This window comes from Actinoplanes sp. NPDC023714, assembly GCF_040639855.1.
Classification (GTDB): Bacteria; Actinomycetota; Actinomycetes; order Mycobacteriales; family Micromonosporaceae; genus Actinoplanes.
Genome location: NZ_JBFAAR010000009.1, coordinates 53,662 through 74,870, shown reverse-complemented (window position 1 = coordinate 74,870; position 21,209 = coordinate 53,662). Strand labels below are relative to the sequence as shown.

The window sequence follows — 21,209 nt, the reverse complement described above, 5'->3', positions numbered from 1 at the left end:
CCGTTGTATCTCCCCACGCCGGGCACCCCGGGGGGCCGCCCGTCGGCTACCCCCACCCGCTCGTCCCCGCGGCCCCCGGCCCGGCGGCCCTGGCCGTCCCCCGCCCCGGCCCGGCCGCTGTCCGGGGCTGCGGCGGGCGGGCCGCCGTGTTCGCGGTGTTCTCGGCGGTGGCGGCGGTGGACGCTCGCGCCGGGAGCCCGGCTGCAGCCCATCGCTGTCCCGGCCGGCGTGTCACGACCACACACTGCGGCCGGCACTCGCGGACGGGTCAGCCGGGGAGCGACGGCGTGTTGTGCCAGGAGCGCCAGAGGGCCGCGTAGGGACCGCCGGCCGCCACCAGTTCGTCGTGGGTACCGAGTTCGATGATCCGGCCGTCGTCCATGACGGCCACGCGGTCGGCGTCGTGGGCGGTCTGCAGGCGGTGGGCGATCGCGATCACCGTACGTTCGTGCAGGACGGCGGCGAGGGCGCGTTCGGCGGTACGGGCGGCGTTCGGGTCGAGCAGCGCGGTCGCCTCGTCGAGGATCACCGTGTGCGGGTCGGCCAGCAGTACCCGGGCCAGCGCCAGCTGCTGGGCCTGGGCGCCGTCGAGCGGGTACTCGCCGAGGTCGCGGTCGAGGTCGGCGGCGCCGCCGGCCGGGAAGGCCCAGTCGGCGCCCACCGTCGCGAGGGCCCGGGCCAGCTCGTGGTCGGGGGCGGCGACCATCAGGTTGTCGCGCAGGGATTCGCGGAAGACGTGGTGCTCCTGGGTCACCAGGACGACCTGGCGGCGGAGCTCGTCGGGGGCCAGGTCGGCGATCGGCACGCCGCCGACCGTCACGGTGCCGGCGGTCGGCCTGTCGACGCCGGCCAGCAGCCTGCCGAGGGTGGACTTGCCGGCGCCGGAGAGGCCGACCACGGCGAGCCGCTCCCCCGGGCGCACGGTCAGATCGACGTCGTGCAGCACATCCCGGCCCGCCGCGTAGGCGTACCGCACCCCGCGCACCTCGATTCGATCCCCTTCAGGCGACATTTCCGGAAATGTCGTATTCAGCGGCACTGACCCGAGTCCCTCCACCCGCGCGAACGACGCGATACTGCTCTGCAACTGCTCCACCCAGATCAGGATCGTGTCCAGCGGATTCACCAGCTGCCGCAAGTAGAGCACCGCCGCCGCCACGGTCCCGAGCGTGACCCGCCCGTCGATGTAGAAGAACCCGCCCACCAGCAACGCCAGCACGGTAGGCATCACATAGGACGACTCGACGATCGGGAAGAACACCGTCCGCAACGCCAGCGTCGCGAGCCGCGTGCGGCGGGTCTCCTCGACGGCCGAGCGTCCCGCGGCCAACCGGCTCACTGCCAGATCAAAGGCCTCGATGGTACGGGCGCCGTCGGTGGTGGCCGCCAGTTCCTCGGCCAGGCGGGAGTTCGCGGCGCCCTCGGCGAGGTAGGCGTCCCGGGCCGTACGCAGGTACCAGCGCACGCAGAACCAGATGCCGGAGAGCCCGAGCACCCCGACGACCCCGAGCACCGGGTCCAGCACGACGACCGCGACCAGGATGAACACGACCTGTACGAAGGCGATGAAGACCTTCGGCAGGACGTCGCGCAGCGTCGTGGCGACCGCGTCGACGTCGGTGCTGCCGCGGGCCGCGAGGTCGCCGGCCGGCACCCGTTCGACGACCGAGGCGGGCAGGGCGAGCGCCCGTTCCAGGAAGCCCTCGCGGACCCGGGCGGCGGTCCGCTCGCCGAACCGGTATCCGACCGCGAGCGCGAACCGGGACAGCAGGGTCTGCAGCAGCGCGCAGACCAGCACGAGCGAGGCCAGCACGTCGATCTCGCGGACGCCACCACCCCGGGTGACCGTGTCGATCACCCGCCCGAGCAGCCAGGGCGCGCCGAGCCCGGCGAGCGCCCCGAGCGAGCTGATCGCGATCATCGAGGCGACCGCTCCCCGGTCGGCGCGGATCAGGCGCAGCGCGGCCCGGCCCACCTCCCGGCTACCGGCGACGGGCAGCACCGCGCTCATGCCCGCTCCTCCACATCGGCGAGACCGAAATCCGGATCGGCGAGATCGAACACCCGGTTCACCAGGCCGCGGTAGCCCGGCGACGACGACAGCAGCTCCCGGTGGGTGCCGCGGGCCGACACCGCGCCGCCGGCCAGGAAGTACACGACGTCGGCGCGGTCGAGCAGCACCGGCGAGGTGGTGGCGACCACGGTTCCGCGCCCGGCCCGGGCGGCGGCGAGCCGCTCGGCGACGGCCGACTCGGTGTGCGCGTCGACGGCCGAGGTCGGCTCGACGGCGAGCAGCATCTCCGGGTCGGCGTGCACGGCCCGGGCCAGCCGCAGGCGCTGCCGCTGACCGCCGGAGAGGTTGCGCCCGCCCCAGTCGACGGGCCGGCCGAGGTCGTCGGCGACGTCGTGCGCCACCGCCGTGGTGATCGCGGCCCGGACCCGGTCGTCGTCCGGCGCCGACCGGCCGGCGACCACCGCGCGCAGCGGGCCGGCGAACAGGGCGGCGTCGTTCTCGGCGACCAGGATCCGGGACCTGACCTGCGGCTGGGCGATGCCGTCGAGCCGGACGCCGCCCCAGGTCGCGGCGGTGGGTCCGTAGCGGCCGAGCCGGTCGATCACGGCGATGGCGTCGGCCGGGCGGTCGGCGGCGATCGCGGTGAACCGGCCCGGTTCGGCGGTCACGCCGGAGTCCGGGTCGTGCAGCGGCGCCGGTTCGGCGGGCGCGTCCGTGCCGGCGAGCGGATCGGCGGGCAGGCGCAGGAACTCGGTGACGCGCCGCGCGGCGACCACACCGCGGGTGATGTCGAACCCGCAGAAGATCAGGACGTTCACCGGCACGACGAGCATGGCCGTGTACCCGTACACCGCGATCAGCTCACCCACGGTGAGCGAACCCGCGGCCGTGAGGCGCGCGGCCATCCACGTCACGACACCGAGGAAGAGCAGCGGGAGCCCGTCGCCGAGCGCCCCGATCCAGCTGGCCGGGCGGCCGACGCGGTAGCCGAGGTCGCGCACCTTCGCCGACTCGCGCCGGTACCGCGCCAGGTGCGTCTCCTTGCCGCCCAGGCCGTTGAGGATCCGCAGGCCGCCGAGGACGTCGACGAGCCGGGCGTTGAGCTCGCCCTGCGCGTGCCGGTAGCGCGCGCCGGCCCGCTGGGTGCGCCCGAGCAGCGGGCCGACCACCAGCCCGAGCACCGGCACGCCGATCAGCACCACCGCGGCGAGCGTGCCCGACATCCGGGACAGCAGCATCGCGATCACCAGGAACGCCACGGCCGAGGCCACCCCGACACCGCCGACGTTCATGGCGCGGCCGATCGTCCACACGTCGGAGATGCCGATCGTGACGACCTCGCCGGCGGTGACGCTGCGGGGCAGGGCGGCGCCGAGCCGGGTGGCGTGCGCCATCACCTCGTCGGCGGTGATCAGCGCGGCCTGCAGGCGCAGCTTGGTCATGGTGCGGTGCCGCATGATCCCGAGGCCCGCGGTGGTGAGCCCGAGGATCAACACCCCCGCGACCCAGGGGATCAGTGCGCCGAGGTCACGCGGCCCGAGGCCGCGATCCACGGCCTGGGCGATCAGGTACGGCGTGAGCGCCAGGCTGACGTACCAGAGCGAGCCGTACAGTGCCCCGAGCGCCACCCTCCTCCCGCATCGCCGCGCCAGCCACCACAGATATCGTCCCGGTCCGCGCGCATCCACGGAGATGATGCTGCTACATGCCCCCTGGTGCCTGTCACCCCATTTCGGCTGGGTGCCGTCCCGTCGTGGGTAGTGTCGATCCATGACTTCTGCTATCGATCTGCACGGCGACGAGCACGTCGCCCGCTACCTGGAGACCGACGGCGAGGACGGGTTCCGCTGGCGCAACGGCACCGAGATCCTGATCCTCTTCACGAAGGGCCGCAAGACCGGTGAGCAGCGCTCACACGCCCTGATCTTCCGGGAGCACGAGGGCGCGTACCTCGTGGTGGCGTCGAAGGGCGGCACCGACGCGCCTCCGGCCTGGTTCGTGAACCTGCAGGCCGACCCGGCGGTGGAGGTCCAGATCAAGGCCGACCGGTTCGCGGCGCGGGCCCGGGTGGCGACGCCGGCCGAGAAGCCGGAGATGTGGGCGAAGATGGCCGAGGTCTGGCCGGACTACGACGAGTACCAGAAGAAGACGTCCCGGGAGATCCCGGTCGTCGTGCTGGAACGCGCCTGAGGTCCGGGTCCTGCCGGGGAGAGCCGGCAGGACCCGCCCGCGGGTCAGAGCCGGGGCAGCACCTTCGCGCCGAACGTCTCGATGAACGGCCCGAGATCCTGCCCGACGTGGTGCAGGTAGATCCGGTCGAAGCCGAGGGCCGCGTACCCCTTGAGCTTCTCGACGTGCTCCTCGAGGTCGGCCGAGATGTTCACGACCGGCCGGATCTGGTCGACCGTGACGTTCTCCGAGATGACGTCGAACTCCTCGGCCGTCGCGGTGTCCCAGCACACCGGCGGCGGGAAGATGTTGCTCCGCCACTGGTGGTGGGCGATCTCCTCGGCCTCCTCCCGGCTCGGCGCCCAGGACAGGTGCACCTGCAGGCAGATCGGGCCGCGGCCGCCGGACGACTTGTAGGCCGCGATCATCTCCTGGAGATGCGACTCCGGCGCGTTGACGGTGACCAGGCCGTCCGCCCAGGACGCGCACCACCGGGCCGTCTCGACGCTGACGGCCGCCCCGATCAGCGGCGGCGGCGTCTCCGGCCGGGTCCACAGCCGCGCCCGGTCGACGGTGACCAGGCCGTCCCGGGACACCTCCTCGCCGGCGAGCAGCTCCCGGATGACGTTCACCGAGGCCAGCAGCCGCGCGTTGCGTACCTCCTTGCGCGGCCACTCCCCGCCGACGACGTGCTCGTTGCTGTATTCGCCGCTGCCCAGCGCCGCCCAGAACCGGCCCGGGTACATCGACGAGAGCGTGCCGATCGCCTGCGCGATGATCGCCGGGTGGTAACGGTGGCCGGGGGCGTTCACCACCCCGAACGACAGGTTGGTGGCCTGCAGCGCGGCGCCGAGCCAGGACCAGGCGAAGCCCGACTGGCCCTGGCGTTCGCTCCACGGCGAGAAGTGGTCGGAACACATGGCCGCCTGGAAGCCGGCGCGTTCGGCGGCGATCACCGCCCGGAGGAGGTCACCGGGCAGGATCTGCTCGTGCGAGGCGTGGATGCCGTACTCGGTCATGCCGGCTCTGTTACCCAGTCACTTCGGTGCCATCACCATAATCCCGAGGCACATCTCGTCGCTCGTCCCCTCGCCCCACACGACGTAGCGGGACGGCAGTTTCCGCAGCTGCGGGAGCTGCTTGCGCAACCCGGCGTCGTGGGTGCAGGTCACCCGGACCACGTCACCCTTCGCGACGTCGATGGGCTGCTTCAAGGGTACGAGGGCCTGATTGTCGAAGTCGTAGGCCGGGACGTCGAGCACCGTGCGGGCCTCCGGCGTCCCCGGGTTGAGCTCGACCTTGATGGATCGGCCCAGCAGGTGCATGTGCCCGGCCGCCATGTAGATCGTGCCGCCCTCGCCGACCGGCTGGTCGCAGTGCTGCGTGGTGCCGGACTTCGGCGCCCGGCCGCCGTTGCACCACTGGTTGAGCCCGTCGACGAGCTGGGCCGACTCCGGGCCGAACCGCTTCGCCACGTCGGCGATCGCTGCGTCCCGGTCGCAGAGCGGGCCGGTGCCGCCGGGCTCGCAGGGCAGCTCGATGGGCGCCTGCACGAGCGCGGTCTCGAGCGGCTTGATGCCGGCGTCCGCCGGGGCGAGCCGCATCTTCATGCCGGACTGGTCGCTGCCCGAGGTGTTGAGCAGGTTGTAGTGCACCTGCATGATCAGTTTGCTGCCGGGCGGCATCGCGAAGCCGAACCCGTCGGGCATCAGGGTCTCGCCGGCGCCGGGCGCCCAGTGCGCCACCCACGCGGTCTCCCCCTGCACCCCGGAGTCGCCGAAGCATGTCCAGCCCTCGCCGTCGGCCTCCGCGTCGACCCGCTCGGCCGTCTTCGCCTGCTCCGGGCTGACCCGGTAGAAGATCGCGTGGTGCACGATCGCGCCGTTCTGCGGCAGGAACCGGCTGCCGGTCAGGTAGGCCTCCTCGGTGAGCTGCGGGTCGACCAGGAAGCACCGGTATTCGTCGGTGCCGCCGCTCGGTGCGGCCGGCGTGTAGGGCTGGGCCAGGCCGACGTCGACGAACCGCTCGCCCGCGCGCAGCGGGGTGGGCGGTGGCGCGGAGCCGGCGCTGTGGCCGCTGTGTGGGTCGGCGCTGTGCGGGTCGGCGCTGTGCGGGTCGGCGCTGGACGCGGCGGGTGCGGCAGCCGGCTCCTCGACAGCCGGACCGGCGGCGCAGGCGGCGGCGCCGAGCAGCAGGGCGACCGCCGCGACGGCCAGGGCGGGACGGGTGGATCTCATGACGGGCCTCCCCGGGGCCGGATACGAGACCCGTCAATTCTCCCGAGAACCCGCCATAGCGACATCCGTGACAACCCCCTACGGGAACCGTGCGGGGTGACAACTGTCAAGTTCCGCCCGCATCGGGGGAATGCGTCCGCGCCGCGCTGTCCTTACGATCAGGCCATGGGCGTGCGACCGCCGTTCCTGTTCGACGCCGGACCGGCGCCGGTATCCGTGCTCCGCGAGATCGACCACGACCTCACCGTCGTGGCGGTCCGCGGGCAGTGGAGCAGTCCGCTGTGGCGGCAGGTCACGCTCACACTGCGAAAGTGCCTCACCGGTCACCCCGGCGGGTTGATCATCGACCTGACCGAGCTGACCGACGAACCCGCCCGCAGCATCCCGACCTGGCTGAACGTGCGGCACCGCGGCGAGGAGATGCAGCCGCCGGTGCCGGTCGTGCTCTGCGTGCCGCCCGGTCCGGGCCTGGCGCGGCGGCTCGAGGTGTTCGGCCGCCAGCTGCCCGTCCATCCCGACACGGACGCGGCGCGCCGGGCGGTCGTGGACCTGTCCGCGCAGGCCGACCTGGTCCGGGTCACCCTCGACTCCGGGCCGCGGTCGCCGGCCGAGGCGCGCCGGCTGGTCACCCGCCTCTGCGACGGCTGGGATCTGCCCGATGTGGCGTACCCGGCCCAGCTCGTCGTCTCGGAGCTGGTCTCGAACGTGGTGGAGCACGTCGGCGGCCCGGCCAGGCTGATGGTCGCCCGGCGGGACCGGGGCCTGCACATGACCGTCGCGGACCGCAGCCGGGTGATGCCCCGGCCCACCGGCCCGGTGCCGCGGCTCAGCGCCCCGGCGCTCTCCGAGGGCGGGCGCGGCCTGCAGCTCATCCACTCCCTCGCCACGGCGTGGGGCGCCATGCCGATCCGGGGCGGCAAGGTGGTCTGGGCGATCGTGCGATAGCCCGGTCAGCCGACCGCGATCCGCGTCCAGTCCACGTACTTGCCGGTCCGGTCGTCCCCGGACGACCGGCCGCGCAGCCGCCTGTTGATCCACGGGACCACGTGCTCCCGGTAGTACTGCGCCTCGGCCAGCAGGCTCTTGCGGGCGGCCACCGGCGGCGCCACGACGTGCGCCTCGGTCGGGTGGCCGAGCGCGTCGAGCACCACGCTGGCGACCCGCCGGTGCCCGTTCGCGTTGAGGTGCAGCCGGTCCGCCGACCAGTAGTGCCGCTGCTGGATCTCCCGGTCGTGGAACATGTCCACGAAGGTGACGTCGTTCTCGGCGGCGAACGCCGCGACCGCCCTGGTCAGCTCCTCGCCCTTGGGCCGCATCCGGCTGCCGAACGGCAGATGCCCGGACGGGTCGGCCCCGCTGAGCAGCAGCACCTTCACCCCGGCGTCGAGGCAGCGGCGCACCGCCCGCTCGGTCATCGCCACGAGCCGCTTGAGGTCGCCGCCCGGGCGCATCATGTCGTTGCCGCCGCCGTTGAGCGAGAGCAGCGTCGGCGGCGGCGACAGGGCCAGAGCCGCGTCCAGCTGCTCGGTCACGATCGGCTCCAGCAGCCGCCCCCGGATCGCCAGGTTCGCGTACGAGATCGGCTGTCCCTCGCCGGCCGCGATGCCCGCCGCGACCAGATCCGCCCAGCCGCGCTCGCTGCCGTCGGGCAGCGTGTCGCCGAGCCCTTCGGTGAAGCTGTCACCGATGGCGACATACCTCGTCATTGCCCTACTCCCACCGTTGTTGATCAGCATGGACGGTACCCCCGGGGTGATCGGCCGGTACGGCGGCTGGCAAGCTTCGCAACCGTGGAAGCACTCCGGTTGGTTCTCCTCTTCATCCACCTCGTGGGTTTCGCGCTGCTGCTCGGCGGCGGTGTCGCGGTCCTGCTCTCCGACAAGATCCGGATCAGCAGGCCGGTGCTCTGGGGCGCGATCATCCAGCTGGTCAGCGGCCTCGGCCTGGCGGCACCGCTGCGCGGCGGCGGCGACGCCGAGCCCGACCCGATCAAGCTGGGCGTCAAGCTGCTGATCGCCGTCTGCATCTTCATCATGGTCTTCATCCCGCGCAAGCGTGACGAGGTCAACAAAGGCCACTTCATCGGCATCGTCGCACTGACTGCGGTGAATGCGGCGGTTGCCGTCTTCTGGCGCTGAGCGCACACGGAGAGGCGCCGTTGGCCGGTGGCGCGTACGCTCGATCGCGCAGCCGGCGACCCCGCGTGATCGCGTAGGATTTCGGGCCGCACGACCGCAACAGACCTGAACCAGGGAGCACGATGCCGCTCACCCCAGCTGACATCCACAACGTCGCCTTCAAGAAGCCGCCGATCGGCAAGCGCGGCTACGACGAGGAGGAGGTCGACGCGTTCCTGGACGAGGTGGAGCAGGAGCTGACCCGCCTCCTCGAGGAGAACGGCGCGCTGCGTGACCAGGCTCAGCGTGGCGGCGGCGCCCCACCCAGCGCGGCCTCGACGATGGTGCTCAACAACGAGTTCGCCGAGCTGGCCGCGCAGCTGGAGCGCCTGCAGGAGGCGCGGGCCCGCGCCGAGCAGAACGCCCGCAGCACGCAGGCCCAGCTGGAGCGCGCCCGGGCCGAGGCGGCCAGCCAGAGCCAGGCGCTGGTCCCGGTCGACGACGACCGCAACTCGCGGGTGCTGATGATGGCCCAGCGCACCGCCGACGAGCACATGCGCGACGCCCAGCGCGAGTCCGACACCCTGCTCGGCAACGCGCAGAACAAGGCCGAGCAGCTGATCAGCGACGCGCAGCTCAAGGCCAGCACGATCGAGAGCGACGCCCGGCGCAACCACGCCGAGGCGATGGACGGCATCGTGGAGAAGCGTGCCGCCCTGCTCGACGAGATCGACCGTCTCGGCCAGCTCGCCTCGGGCTACCAGGAAGCGCTGACGAACCACGTCCAGCAGCAGCTCATGGACCTGACCAGCACCCCCGACGGCCAGGTCTGAGTGATCGCCCGGGGCGCCGGCCCCGGGCGACTCCTCCCCTACGGCCGCATCTCGTAGGCGCCGACCAGCGCCAGGACCTGCTCCCACACCCGGGCGGTCCGGTCGCCGTCGTCGACCGGGCGCAGCACCTGGGCCAGCGCCCAGGCGGCCTGGTCCTCGGTGGTCGCGGCCTTGCCGTGCAGCTCGGTGGCGTACCCGGAGAAGTCCCGGACCAGGATCGCGAAGATCTCGTCGACCAGGTCGGCGCCGGCCTCCGTCAACGAGGCCTGCTCGAGGATCAGCTGGCCGTAGACCACGAGCGCGAAGAGCTGCCCGACCGCCAGCAGGAAGTCCAGGTCGTTCTGCTGCTCCTGGCTCGGCGCGTGCTTGAGCAGGAGTTCGCAGAGGCCGTCGGCCTGCTGCCGGAACCGGGCCACGTTCGGAATCCCGGCGTGCGCGTCGTAGGCCGTACGCCAATCCTGGAACTTGATCTGCCCGAGGCCGCGGGCGGGACCCTGCCGGAACAGGAACTCGTCGTCGGCGGCGTCCCGGCGGCTCGGCACCGGCTCGTAGGAGGCCGGCTGGAACAGGTAGTTCGGCATGAACTTGAGGATCAGCGCGAGGTTCACGTGCACCGTGCCCTCGAGCTTCGGCAGCCCCCGGATGTCCTTGGCCGCCTTGTCGAAGTAGGTGTCGGCCTCGAACCCCTTCGCCGCGATGACGTCCCAGAGCAGGTCGATGACCTTCTCGCCCTCGGTGGTGACCTTCATCTTGGTCATCGGGTTGAAGAGCAGGTAGCGGCGGTCGTCCGGGCCGGCCGAGCGGAAGTAGTCCACCGAACGGTCGGCGAACAGCTTCATGGCGGCGAGGCGGGCGTACGCGTCGGTGAGCTCGCGCCGCACGTGCGGGAACGCGGTGACCGGCTTGCCGTAGAGCATCCGCCGGTGCGCGTGGGTGACCGCCTCGTAGGTGGCGTGCTCGCAGATGCCGATGGCGGCCGTGCAGAGGTTGAACTTGCCGACGTTGACGGTGTTGAGCGCGGCGTCGAAGGCGGCCTTGCCGGTGTGCAGCACGTCCTGCGGCCGGACCGGGTAGTCCTCGAGCCGGAACTCGCTCACGAACATCTGCGAGTTCACCACGTTCTGGACCAGGTGGTACGCCGGGTGCCGGCTGTCCGCGGCGAAGAAGACGTACCCGTCCGGGCCCTCCACGCCGGCGCGCCGCCCGAACACGCTCACCAGGCCGGCGACGTTGCCGTTGCCGATGTAGTACTTGCCGCCGGTGGCGGTGAACCCGCCGTCGCCGTCCGGCGTGAGGATCATGTCGGTGGCGTAGATGTCCGCGCCGTGGCCGCGCTCGGAGAGCCCGAACGCCATGACGTGACCCTCCTCGAGCAGCCGGGCCGCGTGCTGCCGCGCCTCGGCGTTGCCGCTCTGCCACACCGGGCCGAGACCGAGGACGGTCACCTGCCACGTGTACCAGTAGTTGAGGCCGTAGAAGCCGAGGATCTCGCTGAGCGCCGCGTTGCGGGCGGTGTCCCAGCGATGATCTTCAGAGGAGCCGTCGGTGGTCGGCGTCAGAAATTTCGCGAAAAGTCCTGATTCGGCGGCGAACTCGAGGAAGTCGGCGTACCACTCCCGGTCGATGTGCGCCTGGAGCAGCTTCCCCTTGCCCCGCTCCTCGAAGAAGTCGATCGTGGCGCGCAGCAGCCGCCGGGTCTCCGGGTCGAAGTCCGCCGGGTCGTAGGTGTGCGGGTTGAGGAGCACGGGTTCCCTTTCAGAGTCTGCGGAGGGTGTCGAGGACGTCGTCGAGCCAGTCGAGCAGCATCCGCTCGTAGGCGATGCCGCCGCGCAGCACGACGTGTTGCAGGCGCTGCCCGGTGTCGAGCGCGGCGTCCTCGGGGAAGTCGCGTCTCTCGCCGATCAGATAGCGGTTCAGCGTCGCCTCGTGGTCGGCGCGGTAGCGGGTGACCTCGGCGATCAGCGCGGTCCGGCCGGCCTCGTCGTCGAAGGCGGCGCCGCGGATCCGCACGGCCAGCTCGTGCCGGACGGCCTCGGGCTGGACCGGCTCGCGCAGCCACCCGACGAGGGCGTCCCGGCCGGACGCGGTCACCGAGTAGGCCCGCTTGTCCGGCCGGCCGTCCTGCCCGATCTGCTCGGCGCTGACCCAGCCGTCCGTCTCCATCCGCTTGAGGACGCGGTAGATCTGCTGGTGGGTGGCGGTCCAGAACCGGCCGATCGACCGCTCGAAGCGGCGGGCCAGCTCGTATCCGGACCCGGGCTGTTCCAGCAGCGAGACCAGGATCGCGTGTTCCAGGGCCATGCCGCCATGATGCTATGCAATTAGTTGCATAGCAAGGGAAACGATACGGCGTCGCTCCCGCAGCCTTTTTGTCCTATATGACACGATATGGTGATGTCGCTGTCACGCCGCGCGGTTCTCGGTGCGGGGGCCGCCGCGCTGACCGGCGCCGCCATCAAGCCGTCCGCCTCCCGGGCCGCCCCGGACTGGAAAGCGCTCGCCGCCTCGCTGGACGGCGAGCTCGTGCTGCCCGGTACGGGCGGCTACGACGGCGCCCGGCACCTCCAGGACCCGCGGTTCGACCGGATCCGGCCGCCCGCCGTGGTGCGCTGCGCCGGCCCGGACGACGTCGCCGAGACGGTCCGCTTCGCCCGCCGGTCCCGGGTCCCGGTGATCACCCGGGGCGGCGGGCACTCCTACGTCGGCGCGTCCACCGCGACCACCGGGATCGTGCTCGACCTGCGGCGGCTCGACGGGGTCCGCTACGACTGGGGCACCCGGACCGCGACGATCGGCGGCGGCGCCCTGCTCGGTGGCGTCTACGACCGGCTCGGCGCGGCCGGGCGGTCGATCCCGTCCGGGTCGTGCGGGTCGGTGGGGATCAGCGGGATCACCCTGGGCGGCGGGATCGGCATGGCGGCCTCGGCGTACGGGCTGACCTGCGACCGGGTCGTCGAGGCCGAGGTGGTGACCGCCGACGGGGTCCGGCGCACCGTCGACGCCGGCCGGGAACGGGACCTGTTCTGGGCGCTGCGCGGCGGCGGGGGCGGGCAGTTCGGCGTCGTCACCGGCTGGCGGATGGCCACCCACCGGTCGACGTCGGTCGGCACGTTCGTGCTGACCTATCCGTGGGCGGACGCGGCCCGGGTGGCGGCCGGCTGGCAGCAGCGGCTCGCGAGCGCTCCCGACGAGACGTGGTCGTCGTGTCAGTTCGCGTCGGACGGGCGCGGGCGTCTCTCCGTACGCATCTCCGGGGTGGTCCTGGAGGGTGACCCGGACGCGGAGGCCGCGGAGATCGCCCGCGCGGCCGGGCGGGAGCCCGCCGGCGCGAAGCTGGAGCGGCGCGCGGCCCTGGACGTGCTGCGCGACCGGGCGGGTGAACCGGAACGGTCAACGCAGCTCGCGGGCAGTGAGATCTTCCGGTCCGTGCTGCCGGAGCAGGCGGTGGCCGCGCTGCTGGAGACGGTGGAGCGGCGGGCCCGCGAGGGCAGGCCCGGCATCGCCAAGTTCAAGCGGCTGACCGGCGCGGCGGCCCGGGTGGCCCCGGAGGCGACGGCGTTCCCGTGGCGGGGCGCGACCACCATGCTGCAGTGGCTCGTGCTGCCCGGCAGCACCGATCCGGCCGCCGTGCAGGACGGCTATGCGTGGATCGAATCCGGTCACCGCGCGATGGCCCGATGGTCCTCCGGCCGGTACGTGAACTACCTCGAGCCGAGCCCGGCCACCCTGCCGCGCTACTACGGGCCGAACTTCTCCCGGCTGCGCTGGATCCGGGCCACCGTCGATCCGCAGGCCGTCTTCCGCTCCCCGTACGCTCTCTAGATGCCTCGTGTCCTGATCGCCGGCCCGGTCGCCTGGAACCTGATGATCCACCTCGCCGAGCTGCCGCGACCCGAGCCGCACATGGTCGTCGCGGAGTGGCACCACGAGGCGGTCGGCGGGACCTCGGCCGGCAAGGCGCTCAACCTGCGCCGGCTCGGCGTGCCGGTGACGCTCATGACGGTGCTAGGAGACGACTTTTATAAAGACCGGATCGTAGGTGTTCTTCAAAACGCGGGTGTCGATCTCGTGGCCGTTCCGAGCGCCACCGGCACCGAGCGGCACACCAACCTCATGTCCGCGAACGGTCAGCGCACCTCGATCTACCTGAACCTGCCGGAGCCGGCCGGCCCGATCACCGTCCCGCCGCTCGGCGACGCCGACGTGGTGGTGGCCGACCTCGCCGCGTTCAGCCTGCCGGTGCTGCGCGCGGCCCGCGAGGCCGGCCGGGAGATCTGGTGCGACCTGCACGACTGGGACGGCGAGGCGGAGTTCCAGCGCGAGTTCGCCGAGACCGCCGACGTGATCTTCGCGAGCGCCGACCGGCTGCCCGACCCGGTCGTCTTCATGCGCGAGCGGATCGAGGCGGGCGCCCGGCTCGTGGTCTGCACGTTCGGCGCCGAGGGCGCGATGGCGTGCGAGCGCGGCGCCGACCCGATCCACGTCCCGGCGTCGCGGGTGGCGTCGGTGATGGACACGAACGGCGCCGGCGACGCGTTCTTCGCCGGCGTGCTGGCCGGCCGGCTGCGCGGCCTGCCGCTCGAGGAGTCGCTGCGGCAGGGCGCCGAGGCCGGCGCCGCCGCCGTGCAGTCGAAGGAGCTCGCCGGCCCGGGCCTCTCATGACCGCGGTCTGAGGGTGCGGTCCAGGAAGGCGATCGACGCGGCCACCTCCGGCTCCAGGTCGGCGCCGATCAGGCAGTGGTCGGCGCCCGCCACGATCCGCAGCTCGACCCGCGCGCCCGCGTCGGAGAGCCGCTGGTGCAGCTCGATGCTCTGCCCCACCGGCACGATCCGGTCCTCGTCGCCGTGCACGAGCAGGATCGGCGGCGCGTCGTCGCTCACGTAGCCGACCGGGCTCGCGGCCGCCGCCTCCTTCGGCATGTCCTGCACCGGGCCGCCGACGAGGCGGCTCTCCGGCGAATCCGGGTCGTCGTGGTCCTGCAGGCCCTGCGGGTGGTTCTGGGCGGCCATGCTCAGCAGGTTCGACGGCCCGTACCAGACGACGGCGGCGGCCACCGAGTCCGACTGGTCCAGCACGCCGACGTCGCCGGCCAGCTCCGGGTCCTTGCCGGTGAGCGCCAGCAGGGTGGCGAGGTGCCCGCCCGCCGACTCGCCCCAGACGCCGATCCGGGCCGGGTCGACGCCCAGCTCGGCCGCGTGGTGGCGGACCCAGCGGACCGCGGCCTTCACGTCGTGCAGCTGGGCCGGGAACCGGGCCTCGCCGCTGAGCCGGTACGTCACCCGCGCCACCGCGTACCCGGCCTCGATGAGCCTCTCCGGGATCCGGCCCACCGCCTCGCCCTTGTTGCCGCCCTTGCGCCACGCGCCGCCGTGGATCCAGGCGACCAGCGGCAGCAGCTGATCACCGGTCCGGCGGTACACGTCGGCCAGGAGCGGCCGGAACCCGCTCACCTCCCCGACAACGGCGTCCCGCCAGATCGTCAGGTCACCCTCGATCGCGGGAGCCGGGGCGGGGTAGCGGCGCGGTTTCATGCTCCCTGCCTACCACGTGAGCCGCCCGCTTCCGACGGAAACTGTCGGCGACGACACGCGCACGCTGAGTCCGGGAAATGGTTGACCAGGGCATCGATCACCGTTAAACAACTCTGGTGGACCCGTTCGAGAATGTGGAACTCGGCGCCACCGGCGTCACGGTCACCCGGCTCGGGATGGGTCTGGCCCCGATCGGGGGGCTGTTCTCCCCGGTCGGCGACGAGACGGCGGTCGCCGCCGTGGACGAGGCCTGGCGGCTCGGGGTGCGGTTCTTCGACACCGCCCCGTTCTACGGCGCCGGGCTCTCCGAGCGGAGGGCCGGCCGTGCGCTGCGCCGGCACGACCGTTCCCGCTACACGCTCGGCACGAAGGTCGGCCGCCTGATCCGGGACGAGGCATCCGAGGAATCGGAGGTGTGGACGGAGAAGAGCGGGGCCGTCTTCGACTTCTCCGCCGCGGGCGTCCGCGCCTCGCACGAGGAGAGCCTCCGGCGCCTCGGCCTGGACCGCGTCGACGTCCTGCACCTGCACGACCCGGACGACCACTTCACCGAGGCGGCCACCCAGGCCCTGCCCGCCCTCGCCCAGCTGCGCAAGGAGGGCGCCGTCCGGGCGGTCTCGGCCGGCATGAACCAGTCGGCGATGCTCACCGAGTTCGCCCGCACCGGGCTGCTCGACTGCGTCCTGCTGGCCGGCCGGTACTCGCTGCTCGACCAGTCCGGCCTGGCCGACCTGCTGCCGGAGTGCCGGCGGCGGAACATCGCGGTGATCGTCGGGGGCGTCTACAACTCCGGGGTGCTGGCCGACCCGTTCCGGCCGGCCACCTTCGACTACCGCCCGGCCCCGCCCGAGGTGGTCGCCCGGGCGCAGGCGATGGCCCGGCTGTGCGACCGGCACGGCGTACCCTTGCGGGCCGCCGCCCTGCAGTTCCCCCTGGCCCATCCGGCGGTGACGTCCGTGCTGGTCGGCATGCGCTCGCCGGAGGAGGCGGCGGACGCCGCGGCGATGGCGCGGGTACGCATCCCGGGCGGGCTCTGGCGCGACCTGGCCGACGCCTGGCTGCTGGACCGCGAGATCCCCGTTCCCCTTCCCTGATGGAGAATCCCCCGTGCGATACCTGCGCCTCGGCCCACCCGGCCACGAACGCCCGATCCTGTCCTCCGGCGGCACCCTCTACGACCTCTCGGCGGTCACCCCCGACATCGACGCCGCGTTCCTGGCCTCCGGCGGCTTCACCGGCGATCCGCTGTCGCTGCCGCCGGCGAACGTCGACAGCAGCCGGATCGGCGCCCCGATCGCCCGGCCGGGCGCGGTGCTCTGCATCGGCCAGAACTACGCGGCGCACGCCCGGGAGTCCGGGGCCGAGCCGCCGGAGGAGCCGATCCTGTTCTACAAGGCGCCGAACACGGTGATCGGCCCGGAGGACGACGTGCTGCTGCCGCCCGGCTCGACCCGCACCGACTGGGAGGTCGAGCTCGGCGTGGTGATCGGGAGGACGGCCCGCTACCTGGCGTCGCCCGAGCAGGCCCGCGAGCACATCGCCGGTTTCGTGGTCTCCAACGACATCTCCGAGCGCGAGTACCAGCTGGAGCGCTCCGGCGGGCAGTGGTCGAAGGGCAAGTCCTGCGAGACCTTCAACCCGCTCGGCCCGTGGCTGGTCACCCCGGACGAGGTCGGCGAGCCGCTCCGGCTGCGCTCCTGGGTCAACGGCGAGCCGCGGCAGGACTCCACCACCGCCGACATGATCTTCGACGTCGGGCACCTGATCTGGCACCTCTCCCAGTTCACCGTCCTGGAACCGGGCGACTTGATCAACACCGGCACGCCGGAGGGCGTCGCGCTCTCCGGACGGTTCCCCTACCTCAAGGCCGGTGACGTCGTCGAGGTGGAGATCGAGGGCCTGGGCAGGCAGCGCAGCGTGGTCACCAAATAGACCACGCTGCGCCGCCGCTCTCAGCCGGTGTGCGCGACGACCCGCACGACGGCGCCCGGTTCGGCGAGGGGGATCAGGTTCCCCTCGACGCGGGCGCCGTCGACCTCCAGGTGGGTGACGCGGCCTCCGCCTTCGAGCACTTCGATTTCGTACGTCGAACCGCGGAACTGGCGGCGGACCCGGAACCCGGTCCAGTCGCCGGGCAGCACCGGGTCGACCCGCAGCCCGCCGAAGTCCGGCCGGATGCCGAGGATCCACTGGGTGATCGCCACGAAGTTCCACGCCGCCGTGCCGGAGAGCCAGGAGTTCTTCGCCTCCCCGTGGGTCGGCGCGTCCTTGCCGGCGATCATCTGGGCGTAGACGTACGGCTCGCAGCGGTGCACCTCGCTGATCTGCTCCCGGGCGGACGGGTTGAGCCGCCGGTAGTAGTCGAACGCGCGGTCGCCGTTGCCGGTCATCGCCTCCGCGATCATGATCCACGGGTTGGTGTGGCAGAAGATCCCGGCGTTCTCCTTGTACCCGGGCGGGTACGAGGAGATCTCCCCGAGCTCGATGCGGTAGCCGGAGTAGGCCGGCTGCTGGAGCACGATGCCGTGCGGGGTGGCGAGCCGCTCGGCCACGCTGTCCAGGGCCTTCACGGCGAGCCCGTCCTCCAGGCCGACGCCGCCGAGCACGCAGATGCCCTGCGGCTCGATGAAGATCTGCCCCTCGTCGTTCTCGCCCGAGCCGATCACGTTGCCGTAGAAGTCGTACGCCCTGCGGAACCAGTCGCCGTCCCAGCCGTGCTCGGCGATGGTGCCGGCCATCTTCTCGGCGGCGGCGCGGTAGACGGACTCCTCGCCGTCCAGGTCGCGCTGCGCCGCGATGCCGGCCAGCTCCTTGGCGGCGAGCACGAACAGGCCGGCGATGAAGACCGACTCGGCGACCCCGCCGGTGGCGTTCTCGGTGGTCTGGAACGGCTCGCCGGGGGTGTCGGAGAAGCAGTTCAGGTTGAGGCAGTCGTTCCAGTCGGCCCGGCCGATCAGCGGCAGGCCGTGCGGGCCGAGCCGGTCCAGGGTGTACCGCAGCGAGCGGCGCAGGTGCTCGTAGAGCGGCTCCTCGCTGCCGGCCGCGTTGTCGAACGGCACCGGCTCGTCGAGCAGGCTCAGGTCGCCGGTCTCCTTCAGGTACGCGCCGACGCCGAGGATCAGCCACAGCGGGTCGTCGTTGAAGCCCTCGCCGATGTCGTTGTTGCCGCGCTTCGTGAGCGGCTGGTACTGGTGGTACGCCCCGCCGGTCTCCTTCTGGGTGGCGGCGATGTCGAGGATCCGCTGCCGGGCCCGCTCCGGGACCATGTGGACGAAGCCGAGCAGGTCCTGGTTGGAGTCCCGGAAGCCCATCCCGCGCCCGATCCCCGACTCGTAGAGCGACGCGGACCGGCTCATGTTGAAGGTGACCAGGCACTGGTACGCGTTCCAGATGTTGACCATCCGGTCGGTGTCGCCGTCCGGGGTCCGCACCTGGATCTTGTCGAGCAGGCCGTCCCAGTAGGCGCGCAGGTCGGCGAGGCCCTGCTCGACGGCCTCGGACCGCAGCCAGCGGGAGATCACCGGGCGGACCCGCTTCTTGTTCAGCGTCTGCGAGCCGGGCGGGTCGAACTTGGCGTCCCGCGGGTTCTCGGCGTAGCCCAGCACGAAGATCACCTCGCGGGTCTCGCCGGGCTGCAGCGCGAGCCGCACGTGGTGGCTGCCGATCGGCTGCCAGCCGTGCGCCTCCTCGTCGCCGAGCGCGCCCCGCTCCACCGCGGCGGGCCGGTCCCACCCGCGGTAGGCGCCGAGGAACGCGTCCCGCGAGGTGCTGAACCCGGCGATCTCCTCCGAGCACGCGAAGTAGGCGAAGTGGTCGCGCCGCTCGCGGTACTCGGTCTTGTGGTAGATCACGCCGTCCTCGATCTCCACCTGGCCGATCGAGTAGTTGCGCTGGAAGTTCGTGGCGTCGTCCTGCGCGTCCCACAGGCAGAACTCGACCGAGGAGAACAGCGACAGGTTCGCCGCGGTCTCCCGGCTGTTGGTGACCCGGACCCGCCACACTTCGAGGGTCTCGCCGAGCGGCGCGTAGTACAGCGTCTCGGTGCCGATCCCGCCCCGGGTGGAGGCGATCTTCGTGTACGAGAGACCGTGCCGGCACTCGTACCCGTCAAGCTCTTTCTCCGGGGTCGGCTGCCACGAGGGTGACCAATAGTCGCCGGTCTCGTCGTCGCGGACGTAGACGTAGCGGCCGCCGACGTCGAGGGGCGCGTTGTTGTAGCGGTAGCGGGTGAGCCTGCGCAACTTGGCGTCGCGATAGAACGAGTACCCACCGGCGGTGTTGGAGATGATCCCGAAGTACGCGTCGGTGCCGAGGTAATTGATCCACGGCAGCGGCGTGTCCGGCCGGTCGATCACGTATTCGCGTTGGTCGTCGTCGAAGTGCCCGTAACGCAACAGGTCCTCCCGCAATCCACTCTTGGAGAGCGCATTCTGGGAGCGCTCCCATGACGCCATTTTACCGTGCCGTAACGGTCATGAGAATGCGCGAAAACCCGCCGCCGTGGCGCCGGCGACGGGTTTTCGCTATCGGTATGCCTGAATTGCTGGGGGTCGTCCCGGCTACCTCACTTCTTGGTCACCACGATCGCGTTGCCGACCCGGCGCTCGGTGAAGTCCTTCTCCCAGTCGTCCGTCGGCCGGTTGTACAGGATGTCGTTGATGACCAGCGTGCTGTCGCCGCCCATGCCCAGCATCATCGCGTCGGTCGCGCCGAGCCACTTCATCACCGCGGCCGCCTCGGGAATCGTCACGCCGACGCTGATCCCCGGTCGCCGGCCGTCGACCACCACCATGAGCAGCTGACCGGCGGCGGTGATGCCGACCATGGTCCGCGGGTGCCGGTCGGAGTGGAAGGACGGGGAGAAGAAGCCCTCGCTGGTCTTCCAGCCGTTGGCGCCCGAGTTCATCCAGATCTCGCCGTCGCGGACCAGTGCCGGGCCGCCGCCGATCGCGGTGAAGTCCGGGCCGGTCACCATCCGGCCCTGCGGGTCGAGGATCTGCGTGCCGGGCTGGAACTTCTGGCCGACCTCGGTGTGGTCGCGCAGCCACTGCGCGCCGGCGCCGATGCCCTGCATCACCCGGGAACCGGCCGGGATCGGGCCGCCGGCCGGGCTGCGCAGTTGCTTGGCCACCCAGTTGCCGTCGACCACCACGTCGACGCTGCCGGCCGGGCCGGTCGGCGTGGTCGTCCCCCACTCGGGCCGGAAGATCACGATCTCGTCGGCGTCGGTGCAGGCCTCGTACCGCCACACCCCGTCCCCGGCCGTGCCGTCGGGCCGCAGGTCGCCGACCCCGCCACAGTTGATGATCTTCCCGGGTTTGCGGTGGATGCCGTCGATCACCCACTGCGCCCCGTCCGGGGCCGTGACCTTGGTGGAGCTGGTCAGCTCGGTGATCCGCGGCTTGCCCGCCGCGCCACCGAGCAGCAGCGCGGTGCGCCCGTTCTGCGCCTCGCTGAGCAGGTTGTTGCCCTGCACGTAGATGCCGAGCGGATCGCCGTCGAAGCCGTTGAAGTCCTTGTTGTTCACGCTGTTGATGTCGAACTCGCTCGCGTTGATCGCGGCGATCGCCCCGGCGTGCTTGGCGATGTTCCGCACCGTGTCGCCGGTGGCGAGGTCGGGACCGTGCGCCCCACCGACGGTCACCGCGGCGTCCGGCTCCACGGCGACGACCCGCACCTCCCACGGCCCGGTGTCGCCCTCCTCCCGGAACGCCTGGTGCTGGACGAGGCCGGTGATCAGCTCGCCGTCCACCTCGATCTTCGCGAGCGCCGCCAGCTTCGTCTCCGCCGCCTTGCGGTCGGCGAACGTCTCGGTGAGGCGCAGGCCGTGGAAGAGGGTGACGTCGGCCGGCGCCCGATAGGAGACGTCCACCGGCAGGGGCGGCTGGTACGTGACGTAGGTGGTCGCGATCCCGGCCGTCTGCAGGACCGACTGATAGTCCAGTGCGGTCTCCTTCTTGCGGGTCAGGTTGCCGAGGCCCCGCGGCAGGTTCACCGAGACGCTCCACCGCGACGAGGCGTACCCCTGGCTGAACTTGCGGTAGGTCACCCCGGGAACCGGCGTCTGCACCGCGCCGACGGTGGTGACCAGGCTGTCCGGGCCGAGCGGCATCCGGCCGGCCGGGTTCTGGTACGGCGCGGCGAGGCTGGCGGCGACCGGGCGCGGCGCGACCAGGGCGGAACCGGTGACCGCTACGGTCACCGCGAGGATGGAACTGAGATGGCGATAGCCCACGAACGACTCCCCGTAGATGGAATGGCCGGCGGGGTCTCGCGCCCCGGGACCCCGCCGGCCGATTTCATCGAA

The 21,209-nt window shown here is 72.0% G+C and carries 18 protein-coding genes; 8 read left to right on the top strand and 10 right to left on the bottom strand.

The annotated features are described in order from the left end of the window. Positions 1 to 268: 268 nt before the first annotated feature. Both AB0G10_RS32210 and AB0G10_RS32205 read right to left on the bottom strand, forming a co-directional pair. Positions 269 to 2,011 (bottom strand): ABC transporter ATP-binding protein, encoded by a 1,743-nt coding sequence (locus tag AB0G10_RS32210; RefSeq protein ID WP_360930216.1) that lies wholly within the window; start codon positions 2,009 to 2,011, stop codon positions 269 to 271. Next, positions 2,008 to 3,642, bottom strand: coding sequence for an ABC transporter ATP-binding protein (locus AB0G10_RS32205; RefSeq protein WP_360930970.1), 1,635 nt, complete (start codon positions 3,640 to 3,642; stop codon positions 2,008 to 2,010). Before AB0G10_RS32205 ends, AB0G10_RS32210 begins: the two co-directional genes overlap by 4 nt. Before the next feature lie 142 nt (positions 3,643 to 3,784). Between AB0G10_RS32205 and AB0G10_RS32200 the strand changes: the two genes are divergently transcribed. Beyond that, the gene (locus AB0G10_RS32200) at positions 3,785 to 4,204 is read left to right on the top strand and encodes a nitroreductase family deazaflavin-dependent oxidoreductase (protein ID WP_360930213.1); all 420 of its coding nucleotides are present in this window, start codon (positions 3,785 to 3,787) and stop codon (positions 4,202 to 4,204) included. 44 nt (positions 4,205 to 4,248) lie between these two features. Here the strand turns inward: AB0G10_RS32200 and AB0G10_RS32195 are convergent, their stop codons facing one another. After that, positions 4,249 to 5,202 (bottom strand): TIGR03885 family FMN-dependent LLM class oxidoreductase, encoded by a 954-nt coding sequence (locus tag AB0G10_RS32195; RefSeq protein WP_360930210.1) that lies wholly within the window; start codon positions 5,200 to 5,202, stop codon positions 4,249 to 4,251. 18 nt (positions 5,203 to 5,220) lie between these two features. Then, positions 5,221 to 6,420 (bottom strand): monooxygenase, encoded by a 1,200-nt coding sequence (locus AB0G10_RS32190; protein WP_360930207.1) that lies wholly within the window; start codon positions 6,418 to 6,420, stop codon positions 5,221 to 5,223. A gap of 165 nt (positions 6,421 to 6,585) precedes the next feature. Here AB0G10_RS32190 and AB0G10_RS32185 point away from each other — a divergent pair, with 165 nt between their 5' ends. Continuing rightward, the gene (locus tag AB0G10_RS32185; RefSeq protein WP_360930204.1) at positions 6,586 to 7,365 is read left to right on the top strand and encodes an ATP-binding protein; all 780 of its coding nucleotides are present in this window, start codon (positions 6,586 to 6,588) and stop codon (positions 7,363 to 7,365) included. A gap of 5 nt (positions 7,366 to 7,370) precedes the next feature. Here the strand turns inward: AB0G10_RS32185 and AB0G10_RS32180 are convergent, their stop codons facing one another. Then, positions 7,371 to 8,126 (bottom strand): SGNH/GDSL hydrolase family protein, encoded by a 756-nt coding sequence (locus AB0G10_RS32180; protein ID WP_360930201.1) that lies wholly within the window; start codon positions 8,124 to 8,126, stop codon positions 7,371 to 7,373. Between the two features lie 84 nt (positions 8,127 to 8,210). Here AB0G10_RS32180 and AB0G10_RS32175 point away from each other — a divergent pair, with 84 nt between their 5' ends. Together AB0G10_RS32175 and AB0G10_RS32170 are read left to right on the top strand one after the other, a co-directional pair. Beyond that, positions 8,211 to 8,558, top strand: coding sequence for a hypothetical protein (locus AB0G10_RS32175; RefSeq protein WP_360930198.1), 348 nt, complete (start codon positions 8,211 to 8,213; stop codon positions 8,556 to 8,558). A 122-nt stretch (positions 8,559 to 8,680) separates the two neighbouring features. Then, a complete protein-coding gene (locus tag AB0G10_RS32170) occupies positions 8,681 to 9,370 on the top strand; it encodes a DivIVA domain-containing protein (RefSeq protein ID WP_360930196.1) in 690 nt (229 codons plus the stop codon). Between the two features lie 38 nt (positions 9,371 to 9,408). Here AB0G10_RS32170 and AB0G10_RS32165 read toward each other — a convergent pair whose 3' ends face one another. Both AB0G10_RS32165 and AB0G10_RS32160 read right to left on the bottom strand, forming a co-directional pair. Then, positions 9,409 to 11,115 carry an acyl-CoA dehydrogenase family protein gene (locus AB0G10_RS32165; RefSeq protein WP_360930193.1) on the bottom strand — a complete coding sequence of 569 codons (1,707 nt, stop codon included), beginning with the start codon at positions 11,113 to 11,115 and terminating at the stop codon, positions 9,409 to 9,411. A gap of 10 nt (positions 11,116 to 11,125) precedes the next feature. Next, positions 11,126 to 11,671 (bottom strand): PadR family transcriptional regulator, encoded by a 546-nt coding sequence (locus AB0G10_RS32160; RefSeq protein ID WP_360930190.1) that lies wholly within the window; start codon positions 11,669 to 11,671, stop codon positions 11,126 to 11,128. Positions 11,672 to 11,764: 93 nt separating this feature from the next. Here AB0G10_RS32160 and AB0G10_RS32155 point away from each other — a divergent pair, with 93 nt between their 5' ends. Further along, positions 11,765 to 13,192, top strand: a complete 1,428-nt coding sequence (locus AB0G10_RS32155; protein ID WP_360930187.1) for an FAD-binding oxidoreductase — start codon at positions 11,765 to 11,767, stop codon at positions 13,190 to 13,192. Then, positions 13,193 to 14,032, top strand: coding sequence for a carbohydrate kinase family protein (locus AB0G10_RS32150; RefSeq protein WP_360930184.1), 840 nt, complete (start codon positions 13,193 to 13,195; stop codon positions 14,030 to 14,032). Here AB0G10_RS32150 and AB0G10_RS32145 read toward each other — a convergent pair. Beyond that, complete coding sequence (locus AB0G10_RS32145; RefSeq protein ID WP_360930182.1) at positions 14,027 to 14,902, bottom strand: alpha/beta hydrolase; 876 nt, start codon at positions 14,900 to 14,902, stop codon at positions 14,027 to 14,029. The two genes, AB0G10_RS32150 and AB0G10_RS32145, sit on opposite strands and share 6 nt — an antisense overlap. A 116-nt stretch (positions 14,903 to 15,018) precedes the next feature. On the opposite strand from AB0G10_RS32145, the gene AB0G10_RS32140 reads away from it, so the two are divergent. Continuing rightward, positions 15,019 to 15,996, top strand: a complete 978-nt coding sequence (locus AB0G10_RS32140) for an aldo/keto reductase (protein WP_360930179.1) — start codon at positions 15,019 to 15,021, stop codon at positions 15,994 to 15,996. 13 nt (positions 15,997 to 16,009) lie between these two features. Continuing rightward, positions 16,010 to 16,834 carry a fumarylacetoacetate hydrolase family protein gene (locus AB0G10_RS32135; protein ID WP_360930176.1) on the top strand — a complete coding sequence of 275 codons (825 nt, stop codon included), beginning with the start codon at positions 16,010 to 16,012 and terminating at the stop codon, positions 16,832 to 16,834. Positions 16,835 to 16,854: 20 nt separating this feature from the next. Here the strand turns inward: AB0G10_RS32135 and AB0G10_RS32130 are convergent, their stop codons facing one another. Both AB0G10_RS32130 and AB0G10_RS32125 read right to left on the bottom strand, forming a co-directional pair. Further along, positions 16,855 to 19,356 (bottom strand): glycosyl hydrolase family 65 protein, encoded by a 2,502-nt coding sequence (locus AB0G10_RS32130; protein ID WP_360930173.1) that lies wholly within the window; start codon positions 19,354 to 19,356, stop codon positions 16,855 to 16,857. A gap of 110 nt (positions 19,357 to 19,466) precedes the next feature. Beyond that, positions 19,467 to 21,137, bottom strand: coding sequence for a phosphodiester glycosidase family protein (locus tag AB0G10_RS32125; RefSeq protein WP_360930170.1), 1,671 nt, complete (start codon positions 21,135 to 21,137; stop codon positions 19,467 to 19,469). Between the last annotated feature and the right edge of the window lie 72 nt (positions 21,138 to 21,209).